A 13121-nucleotide genomic window follows, 5' to 3' on the forward strand; every position below is an offset into this window, starting at 1 on the left:
CCGCGCCTGCGTCGAACACCTTCTTGCCGACGCCGAGCATGACCGGGTGCACCCAGAGGTCGAGACGGTCGAAGAGCTTCTCGTGCAGCAGCGTCTGCACCAGGTCCAGGCTACCGACGACCTTCACATGCTGGTGCCGGTCACGGATCTCGCGCACCGCGCCGGCGAGGTCCGGGCCGAGCTGGGTGGAACCGGCCCACGAGAGGTCGGGTGTGCCGCGGGAGGCCACGTACTTCGGACCGCTGTTGAGCAAGGTGGCGAACAGTCCGCTTCTGCCGCGGGGGTTCGGCTTTCGAGACATTCCGATCGTGCTGCTCACGCGGTCATACTGCGGCCACGCAGAGTGGCGACACCCTCGCCGGCCAGCTCATCGCAATACGGGGCACGGCCGGCCATTGCCATGGTGAGGGCGATAGTCGTCCCCGTGACCAGAGGCCCATCGCCGGTGGCGAAAGGCCCGTCCACAGCTTCGAGGCGTAGGCCCTTGATGGCCTTGTGACTGTTCACGGTGAAGTCGCGACGGGCAAAGAAGTCGGCCACCTCGGTGACCCTGTCGATCGCTGGGGCGCGCTCGACTCCAAGTGGATGTCGGATGTCCTGGGCATGCACGACGACCTCGCCGAGCCATGCTGGGACGTGACCCGAGGGCGCAGTGGTGCTGGTGACGACTCGCCGGAACTGCTGGAGCGTCTGGTCGGGGTCTGCTCCCCGGTGCTCGGCCATCCGCCGCTGGTTGTGGAGGGAGGGGTCGAACCGGGCACCCACCATACTGGCGAGCCAACGCAGCCGGCCGATGCTTGCGGCTGCCGTCAGATGGGCTACAACCTCCTCGACCGTCCATCGACCACACAACGACTGTTGCGCCCACTGCTCTCGGTCCAACTGCTCAAGATCGTCGGCGAGGGCGCGGCGTTCGGCGTGGACAGCGGCCCAGAGAGTCACGACTCACTTCCTCCGAACTGGTGGACGCTCGTTCGCGCCCAGCCTTTCATGTGCTGATCCAGACGCGCACCGCACGAGGAATCCCGTTGCGGGACCGGCCCGAGAGCGCAGGGCGGCCACCGGCGCGCCGGTCACTCTCCAGTGGCGCCGCCGTGCAGCTCGCGGGTGGCCCGCGTGGCGAGCGGTCTCGCCTACCAGGTGAGGCACTCAACACAGATTGGCTCCCGGTTCCGACCGGCAGGGCTGGTCGAGCGGCATGGCCGTGACCGTGGCTTCGGTGGCCGCCGCCTGCCGTCGGTAGGCAGCCAAGGCAGCCTGCACGGTCAGCTTGGACCCGGGCGCGCGTTCCGCGTCGCTCCGGCTGACTGCCTGGCCGAGTGCGGCTCACGAGATTGCCCAGACGTCATAGAGTCACTGCGTTTGACGGTGCGGCGATCTGACAGGTAGGGCTGCCATGCGTGCGGTGATTCTGGGCGGGACAGGAGCAATCGGTGGAGCCTTGGCAGCCCGGCTGGCGGCGGCCGGCTGGTCGGTCGATGTCACCGGCCGCGACCCCGAGTCGATGCCGCAGGAACTGGCCGTGGCCGGCGTGCGGTTCCACCGAGTCGAGCGGAGCGAGGTTCCTGAGATCGAACGACTGGTCGGTGGCGGAGCTGACCTGCTGGTCGATCTAGTCGCCTACTGCGGCGCGGATGTCCGCGCCCTGCTGCCCGTGATGGGGTCGGTCACCAGCCCGGTCCTGATCTCGAGCCGCGCCGTCTACGTGGACGCAGAAGCCCGTCACCTCAACAGTGCGGAACCGCCGTGGTTTCACGAACCGATCGTCGAGGACACCGCGACGCTTCCTCCGGCGGGTGACGACGTGGACCCTTTGAGTCGGGAGGGGTACGCACCCTCGAAAGTCGCCGCCGAGCACGTCGCCTTGGACAGCGGTCTGCCGGTGACGGTCATTCGCCCGTCCAAGGTCCACGGACGCTGGGCGCGCAACCCCCGGACCCGCCTGTTCGTCGAGCGCATGATGCGCCGCGACCGCACGGTCACGCTCGCGGACCGTGGGGCATCGATCGACCACCTGACCGGCGCCGCGAACACTGCCGCACTCATCGAGACGGTTGCGTATGCGCCCGGGCAACGCGTCCTCAACAGTGCAGACCCCGACACTCCGACCGCCGAGCAGATCGTGCGGGCGATCGGCGAACGGCTGGGCTGGGACGGAAGCCTCGAGCTGGTCGGCTCCGGATCCGACCCTATGGTGGGCGATCACCCTTGGCGGTCCGCGCATCCGATTATGCTCAGCACCTCAGCCTCTGAACGTCTCGGGTACTCGCCGCAGGGAGGCGCGCTCGAGCTCCTGATGCAGGAGGTTGACTGGGTCGCTGAGCTGATCAGTGGCCCGATAGCCGGATGCTGACCGGACCCGACCCACCCGCCAGGGCCGGTAACAGAGAGCGCCGCCAACCAAGTCGGGACGGGCGGGCAATGATGGTCGTGGTGGCAGCGGACCGGCAGCGTCTGGGCACGGCCTTCAACGCCGCGGCCGAGTTGTAACAGCAGGCTGGGCCGGAGTACCCCGAAGCGCTCTACGACGCTCTTGTCGAGGAGGCTGGGATCCGGGCAGGTGATCGCCTCTTGGAAGTGGGATGCGCCACCGGCAAGGCAACCATTCCCCTTGCCCGGCGCCGTTTCCTGATCACCTGCGTCGAGATCGGCCCAGACCTGGTGGCGGTCGCCCGGCGCAACCAGGAGGCACTGCCGAATGTGGAGGTTCCTCTGCGGGGCCTTCGAGACCTGGCAGCCACCCCTCGGCCAGCGGTTCGACCTCGTCTTCGCCGCGACGGCGTGGCACTGATCGACCCGGCGGTGCGCTACCAGCGAGCCTTCGACTTCCTGCGCCCTGGCGGCCACCTCGCGTTCTGGAGCGCCGCCCATGTGCTCCCAGAGGGCGGTGACCCGTCCGCCACTTCGACATCCGTCTGCTCGACACGTTCTCCGGGCACACCGCCATGCAGGCCTGGCAGCGGGACCGCCTCTACGGCGAGATCAGGCGCCGCCTCACGCAGCGATCCGACAACCTGGTGCGCCGTCATTGGGGTGCGGTCCTCCACGTCAGCCATCGGCGGGACCGGCCGGTAGCGATTTACAGGTCGAGGACGAGTCGTGTCCCCCCGGCGGACGGCGCCAGTCCGTAGCCGATCTCAACGACTCCGCCATCGGGGTCTTTGAATCCGACGCCACCGGCAGCCAGGCCTCCGATCGAGGCCTGCAGAAGACCCCGACAACGACTCACACATCAGACAGCCGCGGCGGCTCCATGAAGTCTCGATAGGACCGATGCGGTCACCCGGGAGCCTCGGCAATCGGAACGGATGACCGGATGTCTACCGGCCGCGAGCGAAGCCGCGCGCACCTGGCGCGGGATGCGTTTGCCGACGTCCGCAGGGAGCCTGATGACCATCTTGCGACCACCAGGCTCCCTTGCTTACAGAAATCGCACGAAGGGGTCGTCAGGCCCGCTGCACGGGTTGCTGGAGCTCGGTGACCCAATCCTGTTGGTCCTGCGACTCCGCCCGCACGTAGAGCTCACGGCAAGGGCCGGCATACTCGTACTTGTTCTCGGCCACCCACCGGTGCAGCGCCTGCCACGATTCGCCGATCCTGCTCATGGGCCCAAGGTGGACACCACACACAGCGGTCGCGGCTGACAGGTCAATCAGATTCAGGCCGGGCAGCGGCGCGCCGTCGTAGGCGTACCCGACGACCACATCCATGCCCGCCTCGGTTTCTGCATAGGTGGCGATCGGCGTGGTCAAGCTGGCGTGTGCCGCGTCGAGCCGTGACTGGACCTGGTCGAACATCGGGCCGATGTGTTGTCCCAGCTCGGCCGGGTCCAGGGTGTCGGTCACTGCGGCCAACCGCACTGCCGGCACCGGCTTGACGACGTAGTCAGCGGACATCTCGTTCTCCTTCTCGATCATCCGGAGCCGTGACTCGACTGCCGCCAGCCGGGTGCCGGCAGCACGCATCTCGTTCTCCAATTCGGCGCGGCGCAGGCGCAACATGCCGTGCAGCTCATCGACGCCGACCGGGTCGGCCAGGACGCGGCGGACCTGTTCCAGACTCAGACCGAGGTCTTTGAGTGCCACCAGCCGATTGAGAACGGATAGCTGCTCGGGTGAGTAGGAGCGGTAGCTGCTCCACACGTCGACGCTGTCGGGCTTCAGAAGCCCGATCTGGTCGTAGTGGCGCAGCATCCGCACCGACACCTGCCCGAGTCGAGCAAAGTCTCCGATCAACATGACACCGTTCTCCCGCCTCACACAGTGTGAGAGTCAACCCTGCTCCGAAAGACGAATGCAGGATCTCCACCACTGCGCCGCCAACACCGCACGCCGAAGGCTTATCGGTCGCTCAACGGGCAAGCCGCGGGTCAGCGGGTGGCGCGTGTTCACGCGTGCAGTAAGCCTGGTTCGGTGAAGGATCTCACTCCTGGTCCCTGTACGGGACCTCATGGTCCCTGTACGGGACGTGCTACGACGTAGTCCACGCACCGGGACTGACACGCTGCCACGTCACCCTTGGCCTCCTCGAGCGAGTTGTCCTGTCACGCGTGGCTACGACTCGATGTTGGCCATGACGTGCTTGACGCGGGTGTAGTCCTCGAACCCGTACATCGACAGGTCCTTGCCGTACCCGCTCCGCTTGAACCCCCCGTGCGGCATCTCCGCCACCAGCGGGATGTGCGTGTTGATCCAAACGCAGCCGAAGTCCAGCGCCTTGCTCATCCGCATGGCCCGCCCAAAGTCCTTCGTCCACACGCTCGACGCCAGCCCGTAGTCGACGCCGTTCGCCCAGCGGACCGCCTCTGCCTCGTCGTCGAAGCGCTGCACCGTGATGACCGGCCCGAAGATCTCGTCCTGCACGGCCTCGTCGTCCTGGCGCAGCCCGGAGACGACGGTCGGTTCGAGGAAGAACCCGTCGCCGAGCCCCCCGACCCCGGACAACCGGTGACCGCCAGCCCCGACGGATGCGTGGTCGGGCAGCCGGTCGAGAAAGCCCGTGACCCGGTCGAGCTGGCCCGCGCTGTTGACCGGACCGAACAGCGCGTCCCCGTCGTCCGGCATACCGACCTTGGCCGAGCGCGCCGCATACTCCGACAGCGCCGCGACGAAGTCGTCGTGGATCCGCGGCGCCGCAAGCACCCGGGTCGCGGAAGTGCAGTCCTGACCCGCGTTGAAGTAGCCGGCGATCGCGATCCCCTCGACCGCCTTCTCGAGATCGGCGTCGTCGAACACGACCACCGGAGCCTTGCCGCCCAGCTCGAGGTGCACCCGCTTGACCTGGCGCGACGCGCTCTCGGCCACCTGTATACCGGCACGGATGGAGCCGGTGATGGCCACCAGCGCCGGAGTGGGGTGCTCGACCAGCGCGCGACCGGTGTCGCGGTCACCGCACACGACGTTGAACGTCCCCGGCGGCAGGGACTCGCCCGCCAGCTCGGCGAGCCTGAGCGTGGTCTCCGGAGTCGTGTCGCTGGGCTTGAGCACGACGGTATTACCGGCCGCGAGCGCCGGCCCGATCTTCCAGATCGCCATCATCATCGGGTAGTTCCACGGCGTCACCTGTCCGACGACGCCGATCGGCTCCCGCCGGACCCACGACGTGTGGCCCTTCAGGTACTCCCCCGCCGCTTTGCCTTCCAGCACCCGCGCCGCCCCCGCGAAGAACCGCAGCTGGTCGACCATCGGCGGAATCTCCTCGCTCGCCGTCAGCGCCCACGGCTTGCCGGTGTTCTCGGCTTCCAGATGCACGAGCTCCTCGGTGTGTGCCTCGATGGCGTCCGCGAACTTCAGCAGGGCCTGCTGCCGTTCACTCGGGGTGGTCTGGCCCCAGGTCTCGAAGGCGGTCGCCGCCGACTGGTATGCCGCGTCGACGTCGGCGGCGTCGGAAACCGGTGCGGAGGCCACCACCGAGCCGGTGCTGGGGTCGACGATCTCGCTGCGGGCGTCCGTCCTCGGCTCGACGTAGTCACCCCCGACGAAGTTGCGCAGGTTCCGGGGCGCGTTCGTTGGCATGCTCACGACACCCAACCAACCACGGATTCCCCTGCCGATCCAGTGGTTCGCGACGGATTTCGTCGTCGCTACTTGTGTTTTCGGTCCAGGACAGCCACGATCGACGGTATGCCTGTCCCTCCGCCCGTGCTCGACGAGGTCTCCAAGAGCATCATCGAGCGGCTTCAGGACGACGGGCGTCAGCCGTTCGCAACTATCGGGCGAGCCGTCGGGCTGTCTGAGGCGGCAGTCCGGCAACGGGTCCAGAAGCTCATCGACGCCGACGTCATGCAGATCGTCGCGGTCACGGACCCGCTGCAGGTGGGGTTCACCCGGCAGGCGATGATCGGGATCCGGGTCTCTGGCGACACCACCGAGGTGGCTGGGGCGCTCTGCGACATGCCGGACGTGTCCTACGTCGTCACGACCGCCGGCAGCTTCGACCTGCTGGTCGAGGTCGTCTGCGAGGACGACGGCCACCTGCTCGACCTGCTCATGGGCCGGATCCGCACCCTCCCGGGGGTCACCGCCACGGAGACCTTCGTCTATCTCAAGCTCAACAAGCAGCACTACAACTGGGGAACACGATGACCACGACCGCACAGACCGTGACCGAACCGACTACCGACCAGTCCAGCGGGCAACCGACGCCCGAGCTCGGACTCACCCCGGCCGGCACGCCCTACGCCGACGCCGCGCGAGAGCACCTGTGGGGCCACTTCACCCGGCACTCGGTCTACGAACCGGTCGCGTCCGGCGGCCAGGGCGGGAGCATGCCCGTGATCGTCCGCGGCGAGGGGCACCTGATCTGGGACGACCGCGGCAAGGAGTACATCGACGGCCTCGCCGGCCTGTTCACCGTGCAGGTCGGGCACGGCCGGGTCGAGCTGGCCGAGGCGGCGATGAAACAGGCGTCCACGCTGGCGTACTTCCCGATCTGGTCCTACGCGCACCCGCGGGCCATCGAGCTGGCCGAGCGGCTCGCGGCGTACGCGCCCGGTGACCTCAACCGGGTCTTCTTCACCACCGGCGGCGGCGAGGCCGTGGAGACCGCCTGGAAGCTAGCGAAGCAGTACTTCAAGCTGACCGGCAAGCCGACCAAACACAAGGTGATCAGCCGCTCGGTCGCGTACCACGGCACGCCGCAGGGAGCGCTCTCGATCACCGGCATACCGGCGGCCAAGGCGATGTTCGAGCCGCTCGTCCCCGGTGGCCACAAGGTGCCCAACACCAATCTCTACCGCGCCCCGGAACACCTGCGCGACGACCCCAAGGCGTTCGGGCGCTGGGCTGCGGACCGGATCGCCGAGGCCATCGAGTTCGAAGGCCCCGACACCGTCGCGGCCGTGTTCCTCGAGCCGGTGCAGAACTCCGGCGGCTGTTTCCCGCCGCCGCCCGGGTACTTCGAGCGGGTCCGGGAGATCTGCGACCAGTACGACGTGCTGCTCGTCTCGGACGAGGTGATCTGCGCGTTCGGGCGGATCGGGTCGATGTTCGCCTGCGACGAGTTCAACTACGTGCCGGACATGATCACCTGCGCCAAAGGGATGACGAGCGGGTACTCCCCCATCGGCGCCTTGATCGCGAGCGACCGCCTGTTCGAGCCGTTCCGGCACGGGACGACGTCGTTCTCTCACGGGTTCACGTTCGGCGGTCACCCGGTGTCGGCGGCCGTGGCGATGGCCAACCTGGACATCTTCGAACGGGAGGGCCTGAACCAGCACGTCCGCGAGAACGCCCCGAAGTTCCGCGCGTCGCTCGAGACGTTGCTGGACCTGCCGATCGTGGGGGACGTCCGCGGCGAGGGGTACTTCTACGGGATCGAGCTGGTCGCCGACAAGCAGACGCGGGAGACGTTCGACGACGACCAGGCAGAACGGCTGCTGCGCGGCTACCTGTCGAAGGCGCTGTTCGACGCGGGTCTCTACTGTCGCGCGGACGACCGCGGCGACCCGGTCGTGCAGCTCTCGCCGCCGCTGACCATCGGCGAGCCCGAGTTCGCCGACATCACGTCTCGGCTGCGGTCCGTCCTGGAGGGCGCTCTCGAGCACGTCTGAAAACGCCAGGCGAGTATGCCGCTGGGCGCGGCATACTCGCTGGATGCCACCCAGCGAAGCCACCGTCTATCCCGACATGTGGGTCGATCCCGAGAACGACCCACGCGACAACGGGACCACCGTCACCGACGAGAAGTCCAACCTCGTCGACTACCTCCGCGCCTACCGCCTCACGCTGAAGATGAAGTGCGACGGACTCGACGCCGAGCAGCTCGCCATGCGGTCGGTGCCGCCGTCCACCTTGTCCCTGCTCGGGCTGGTGCGACACATGGCCAAGGTCGAGCAGAGCTGGTTCCGCCGATGCATAGCCGAGCAGGACGTGCCTCGGCTCTACGAGTCCGAGGACAGAGACCACGACTTCAACGGCGCCGTCCCCGACCGGGAGGCCGTCGTGGAAGCGTTCGCGACCTGGCAGGCCGAAATTTTGCATGCAGAAGAGCTGCTCGCCGCCGAGAACGACATGGGCCGTGTCGTGCGGCGCGGCGACGAGGAGGTCTCGGTGCGGGACGTGGTGGTGCACATGATCGAGGAGTACGCCCGGCACTGCGGCCACGCTGACCTGCTGCGCGAGTGCGTCGACGGCCGGACCGGCCAGTAGCTCAGGTGCCAGAACGAGTTCTGGGAGTCTGCCGCGCGTCGATCCGAGCGGCCGGCTCCCAGAGTCGGTTCAGGCGCCCTGGAAGATCAGCGCAATGAGCAGGATGACCGGCACCGAGGCGAACGTGCTGACGAAGATCGCGTCCCTCGCGAGGTAGGTCCCGCGGCGGTAGGTGTTGGCATACGTGAACACGTTCTGCGCAGTCGGGAGCGCCGCTGTCACTGCCGCCGCGAAGAGCGCGTGCCCACGGAGCCCAACCCCTGCATACCCGAAGCCGACCGCTACCACCGGCTGGAGCACCAGCTTGAGCGCCACCACCGTCGCGACGTGCGAGGTCGACCCGCCGGCGCCGGGCTTGGGACCGAGACGCAGCGAGATCCCGAACGCGATGAGCATTGCGGGCACGGCCATGTCGCCAACGGCGGCCACGGGCGACATGAGGGCGTCGACGGTGGACTTCGGTAGATGCGTAGAGACGGCCGAGATCCCGACTCCGACGAGTGCGGCCATGGTGATCGGGTTTCGGATGACGCTGCGCAGGCTGGCGCGCATCGCCGGGCGTTCTCCTCTGGCGTCGCTGTCGAGCAGGGCGATCGCGACCGGGGTGAGGACCAGCAGCTGGAGCAACAGGGTCGGCGCCACGAGCGAGATGTCCCCGAGCACGTAGAGCGCGATGGGAATCCCGAGATTTCCGGCGTTGACGTAGGCCGCGCACAGGCTCCCGACCACCGTCTCCCCGAGCGGCAGCCTCCAGCGCAGCCGGGAGATGGCGATGTAGGCACCGGCGGTCACGACCACAGAGGCTGTCGAGGCGGCCAGGTTCGCCGAGACGATCGCCCCGATCGGAGTTCGGGACATGACGACTAACAGCAGGGCCGGCGATGCGACGTAGAAGGCCAGCCTGGAAAGGAAGTCCTGTGCACCGATGTCGAGAAACCGAAAGTGAGCCAGTGCCCAGCCGAGTGCGACGACGGCAGCGATCGTCGCAAAACCCTGGAGCACTCCGAGCACCGGCTGATCCTGTCAGCCGTGACGTCGTCGAGACCAGGCTCGGGTGGGTCTGCGCTACGGCTGCGGTGACGTCGGTGACATCGGTGACGTCGGTGACGTCGGTGATGGAGTGGCGGCCTCGAGGGTGGCGAGACGCTTTTTGAGCCTGTTGATCTCGGCGTAGCTCATCACGGCGAAGACGAAGGCGATGATCGCGAAGGTGAAGGCTGTGGCTTGCATCGGAAGACCTTTCGGTTCGTGGTCACGAATCCGGGCAACTCCCGAGAGCGACGTTAAGTTCGCGACCGTCGACACCGCCCGCCACGGGCCGCAGACGGCTGAGCTGGCCGACGCGTCACTGATCGTGGCGGCTGGATCCAGGTGGCCGTCAGGCTCCGGACCGCAACACCGGAGTCAGCGTCTCGAGCACCGAGGAGTCGTCGATGGTCGGCGGTGTGGCAGGCGAGCCGCCGTCGGCGATCTCGCGCATCGTCCGCCGCAGGATCTTGCCGGACCGGGTCTTGGGCAGGGCGGTGACGATGTCGACCTGGCGTAGCGCCGCGACCGCGCCGACCTCGTCACGGACCCGCGCGACGAGCTCACGACAGATCCGCTCGCCGTCCGCAGCGACGTCCACCCCCGCCTTGACGACGACCAGCCCGCGCGGCACCTGGCCTTTGAGCGCGTCGGCGACCCCGATGACGGCGCACTCCGCCACGTCGGGATGTCCCGCGAGCGCGGTCTCGAGCGACCCCGTCGACAGGCGGTGTCCCGCGACGTTGAGGACATCGTCCGTGCGACCCATGACGAACAGGTACCCGTCCTCGTCGAGGTAGCCGCCGTCCCCGGTGAGGTAGTAGCCCTCGACCGTCGACAGGTAGGACGAGACATAGCGGTCGTCGTCACCCCACAGCGTCGGCAGCGTCCCGGGTGGCATGGGCAGCCGGAGGCAGATCGCACCCTCGACGCCAGGCCCGACCGGCTGACCGTTGTCGCCGAGGATCGCGACGGCATACCCGGGTGCGGGCACCGACGGTGAACCTGGCTTGATCGGCAGAGGCTCGATGCCGCGCGGGTTGGTCGCGATCGGCCAACCCGTCTCGGTCTGCCACCAGTTGTCGACCACGGGCACGCCGAGTAGGTCGCTCGCCCACTGCCAGGTGTCGGGGTCGAGACGTTCGCCCGCGAGGAACAGCGTCCGCAACGACGACAGGTCGTAGGACGCGGCTCGCGCACCGGTCGCGTCCTCCTTCTTGATGGCCCGGTATGCCGTCGGGGCGGTGAACATCGCGACAGCCCCGTAGTCGGAGATGACCCGGAAGAACGATCCCGCGTCGGGGGTGCCGACCGGCTTACCCTCGTAGAGCACGGTGGTGCAGCCGGTGAGCAGCGGCGCGTAGACGATGTACGAGTGGCCGACGACCCACCCGACGTCGCTCGCGGTGAACCAGGTCTCGCCCGGGTGTACGTCGTAGAGGTGCTCCATCGACCAGCGAAGCGCGACGGCATGGCCGCCGTTGTCGCGGACGATCCCTTTGGGCTTCCCGGTCGTGCCCGACGTGTAGAGGACATAGAGCGGGTCCGTCGCGGCGACCTCGACACACTCGGCCCCGGCTGTGGCGGCCGGTGACGCAACGAAGTCCGTCCAGTCTACGTCCCCGGGGCCCATCTCCGCCCGTCCCTGCTCACGTTGCAGGACCACGCAAAGATCCGGTCGATGGGTTGTCCGGGCGATGGCTGCGTCGACCATCGGCTTGTACTCCACGACCCGGTTCGGTTCCACGCCGCAAGACGCGGTGAGGACGATCTTGGGCTGTGCGTCGTCGATCCGGGCGGCCAGCTCGGCCGGAGCGAACCCGCCGAAGACGACCGAGTGGACCGCGCCGATGCGCGCGCAGGCGAGCATGGCGACCACAGCCTCGGGGATCATCGGCAGGTAGACGACGACCCGGTCCCCTTTGCCGACACCGGCGCCCACCAGCGCGCCGGCGAGCCGGCGAACGTCGGCGAGCAGCTCGGCATACGTGATCGAGCGCCTCGTCCCGGTGACGGGCGAGTCGTAGTGGATCGCGACCTGGTCGCCGCGGCCACCCGCGACGTGCCGGTCGACGGCGTTGAAACAGGTGTTGAGCGTCGCCCTCGGGAACCACCGGTAGAAGGGCGGCCGGCTGTCGTCGAGGACCCGGTCGGGCGGGGTGATCCAGTCGATGTCGCGGGCAGCCTCGCTCCAGAAGCCCTGTGGATCCTCGATGCTGCGGGTGTATGTCTCCGAGTAGGTGACCGATCTGACCGCGTCGTCGCTCATCCTCCGAGACTAGTGACACGATCCAGGCGTGGAGATGCATTCGGTCGCCCAGTTCCAGACCTGGCTCGACGACGGTCGACCGCTCGCCGGCCTGCGCCTGCAGGACCTCGACCTCGGGCCGGTCGCGAGCCGGCTGGGGAGCGAGGACGACCTGACCGGTCTGGTGGTCCTGGGCGGGGCCGTCCCCCCGAACCTGTTGTCGCATCTGCAGACCCACGGCGCGGTCGTCTTCCCGGGTGACCCCGACGTGCCGGTCAACGTCTTCCGGGCGCACCTCTACACCGGACGTGAGCTCTACGCCGGGATCGGCGGACCCGGTGGGTATGCCTCGACACCGGACGCCCGGGCCTACGCGTGGTCACGGGACATGCGCCTGGCTGGCGACGCGTACGCCAGCCTCCTCAAGGCCATCCACGACGACTCCGTCAGCGACGCCCTCGAGGAGTGGGTCGAGGGACGCCGTGTCGTCGGTGTCATGGGAGGTCATGCGGCAGAACGGGGTTCGACCTCGTATGCCATGTCGGCGCATCTCGGGCTCTCCCTGGCCGGTGCTGGCCTGCTCGTCGCCACCGGTGGTGGACCGGGGGCGATGGAGGCCGCGAACCTCGGCGCCGCGGCTCCCTCCGCGGACGCCGTCGAGGCGGCGCTGGACCGGCTCCGGCCGGTGCCGTCCTTCCGTCCCGACGTGGGCGCTTGGGCCGTGGCAGCCTTCGAGGCGTTGGAGGAGCTGGGACCCCGAGTGGTTCCCCGGGACGGCTCCCCCGAACCGATCGCCCAGGCGGGCGCGCCGACTCCGCTGCCCCGGTCGCTCGGAGTCCCGACCTGGTTCTACGGGCATGAGCCGCCGAACGTGTTCGCCGAAGGTATCGCCAAGTACTTCTCGAACGCGGTCCGTGAGGACGGCCTCCTCGCCCGGTCGAACGCGGGGGTGATCGTCATGCCCGGCTCGGCGGGGACGGTCCAGGAGGTGTTCCAGCTCGCCACGCGGCTCTACTACGCCGCGCCCGATGTCGTCCTGCCTCCCCTGGTGCTCGTCGGTGTCGAGCACTGGACCTCGGCCATCCCCGTCTGGCCGTTGCTGCAGACCCTCGCCGCCGGGCGCGGTATGGCTCGCGCCATACACCTGGTCGACGACCCGTGCGAAGTCGTCGCGATCATCACGAACGGATAACGTGGCG

Annotated in this window: 12 protein-coding genes; 5 read left to right on the top strand and 7 right to left on the bottom strand. The window is 68.3% G+C overall.

Going from position 1 to position 13121, the window contains the following annotated elements:
- Both ABI385_RS07100 and ABI385_RS07105 read right to left on the bottom strand, forming a co-directional pair.
- Positions 1-319 (bottom strand): dihydrofolate reductase family protein (locus tag ABI385_RS07100; protein WP_348103045.1); only part of this gene is annotated, 319 nt, incomplete at its 3' end.
- Positions 316-942 carry a maleylpyruvate isomerase family mycothiol-dependent enzyme gene (locus tag ABI385_RS07105; RefSeq protein ID WP_348103046.1) on the bottom strand — a complete coding sequence of 209 codons (627 nt, stop codon included), beginning with the start codon at positions 940-942 and terminating at the stop codon, positions 316-318. The genes ABI385_RS07100 and ABI385_RS07105, both read right to left, overlap by 4 nt.
- 454 nt (positions 943-1396) lie before the next feature.
- Between ABI385_RS07105 and ABI385_RS07110 the strand changes: the two genes are divergently transcribed.
- Positions 1397-2353, top strand: coding sequence for an NAD-dependent epimerase/dehydratase family protein (locus tag ABI385_RS07110; RefSeq protein WP_348103047.1), 957 nt, complete (start codon positions 1397-1399; stop codon positions 2351-2353).
- Positions 2354-3446: 1093 nt separating this feature from the next.
- Here the strand turns inward: ABI385_RS07110 and ABI385_RS07115 are convergent.
- Complete coding sequence (locus ABI385_RS07115; protein ID WP_348103048.1) at positions 3447-4238, bottom strand: MerR family transcriptional regulator; 792 nt, start codon at positions 4236-4238, stop codon at positions 3447-3449.
- Positions 4239-4553: 315 nt separating this feature from the next.
- On the bottom strand, positions 4554-6014 hold the full coding sequence (locus ABI385_RS07120; protein ID WP_348103049.1) for a gamma-aminobutyraldehyde dehydrogenase: 1461 nt from the start codon (positions 6012-6014) through the stop codon (positions 4554-4556).
- Positions 6015-6122: 108 nt separating this feature from the next.
- Here ABI385_RS07120 and ABI385_RS07125 point away from each other — a divergent pair, with 108 nt between their 5' ends.
- The 3 genes from ABI385_RS07125 to ABI385_RS07135 are packed head-to-tail and all read left to right on the top strand — an operon-like array spanning position 6123 to position 8648.
- Entirely contained in the window at positions 6123-6584 is a 462-nt protein-coding gene (locus ABI385_RS07125) for an Lrp/AsnC family transcriptional regulator (RefSeq protein ID WP_348103050.1), read from the top strand.
- Positions 6581-8050 (top strand): aspartate aminotransferase family protein, encoded by a 1470-nt coding sequence (locus ABI385_RS07130; RefSeq protein ID WP_407068238.1) that lies wholly within the window; start codon positions 6581-6583, stop codon positions 8048-8050. Before ABI385_RS07125 ends, ABI385_RS07130 begins: the two co-directional genes overlap by 4 nt.
- A 43-nt stretch (positions 8051-8093) precedes the next feature.
- Positions 8094-8648: a DinB family protein gene (locus tag ABI385_RS07135; RefSeq protein WP_348103052.1), complete on the top strand. Its 555-nt coding sequence runs from the start codon at positions 8094-8096 to the stop codon at positions 8646-8648.
- Positions 8649-8717: 69 nt separating this feature from the next.
- Here the strand turns inward: ABI385_RS07135 and ABI385_RS07140 are convergent, their stop codons facing one another.
- From ABI385_RS07140 to ABI385_RS07150, 3 genes are all read right to left on the bottom strand, one after another.
- Entirely contained in the window at positions 8718-9659 is a 942-nt protein-coding gene (locus ABI385_RS07140) for an AEC family transporter (protein WP_348103053.1), read from the bottom strand.
- Positions 9660-9713: 54 nt separating this feature from the next.
- On the bottom strand, positions 9714-9878 hold the full coding sequence (locus tag ABI385_RS07145; RefSeq protein ID WP_348103054.1) for a hypothetical protein: 165 nt from the start codon (positions 9876-9878) through the stop codon (positions 9714-9716).
- 148 nt (positions 9879-10026) lie between these two features.
- Positions 10027-11943, bottom strand: a complete 1917-nt coding sequence (locus tag ABI385_RS07150) for an AMP-binding protein (protein ID WP_348103055.1) — start codon at positions 11941-11943, stop codon at positions 10027-10029.
- A gap of 34 nt (positions 11944-11977) precedes the next feature.
- On the opposite strand from ABI385_RS07150, the gene ABI385_RS07155 reads away from it, so the two are divergent.
- On the top strand, positions 11978-13114 hold the full coding sequence (locus ABI385_RS07155; protein WP_348103093.1) for a Rossmann fold nucleotide-binding protein: 1137 nt from the start codon (positions 11978-11980) through the stop codon (positions 13112-13114).
- Positions 13115-13121 lie beyond the last annotated feature (7 nt).

Source organism: Lapillicoccus sp. (assembly GCF_039935575.1).
Lineage (GTDB): Bacteria > Actinomycetota > Actinomycetes > Actinomycetales > Dermatophilaceae > Lapillicoccus.

Excerpts from the sequence above, each read along its gene's own strand:
- ABI385_RS07110 (WP_348103047.1), top strand. The coding sequence starts at position 1,397 with ATGCGTGCGGTGATTCTGGGCGGGACAGGAGCAATCGGTGGAGCCTTG.
- ABI385_RS07115 (WP_348103048.1), bottom strand. The coding sequence starts at position 4,238 with ATGTTGATCGGAGACTTTGCTCGACTCGGGCAGGTGTCGGTGCGGATG.
- ABI385_RS07120 (WP_348103049.1), bottom strand. The coding sequence starts at position 6,014 with ATGCCAACGAACGCGCCCCGGAACCTGCGCAACTTCGTCGGGGGTGAC.
- ABI385_RS07125 (WP_348103050.1), top strand. The coding sequence starts at position 6,123 with ATGCCTGTCCCTCCGCCCGTGCTCGACGAGGTCTCCAAGAGCATCATC.
- ABI385_RS07130 (WP_407068238.1), top strand. The coding sequence starts at position 6,581 with ATGACCACGACCGCACAGACCGTGACCGAACCGACTACCGACCAGTCC.
- ABI385_RS07135 (WP_348103052.1), top strand. The coding sequence starts at position 8,094 with ATGCCACCCAGCGAAGCCACCGTCTATCCCGACATGTGGGTCGATCCC.
- ABI385_RS07145 (WP_348103054.1), bottom strand. The coding sequence starts at position 9,878 with ATGCAAGCCACAGCCTTCACCTTCGCGATCATCGCCTTCGTCTTCGCC.
- ABI385_RS07150 (WP_348103055.1), bottom strand. The coding sequence starts at position 11,943 with ATGAGCGACGACGCGGTCAGATCGGTCACCTACTCGGAGACATACACC.
- ABI385_RS07155 (WP_348103093.1), top strand. The coding sequence starts at position 11,978 with ATGCATTCGGTCGCCCAGTTCCAGACCTGGCTCGACGACGGTCGACCG.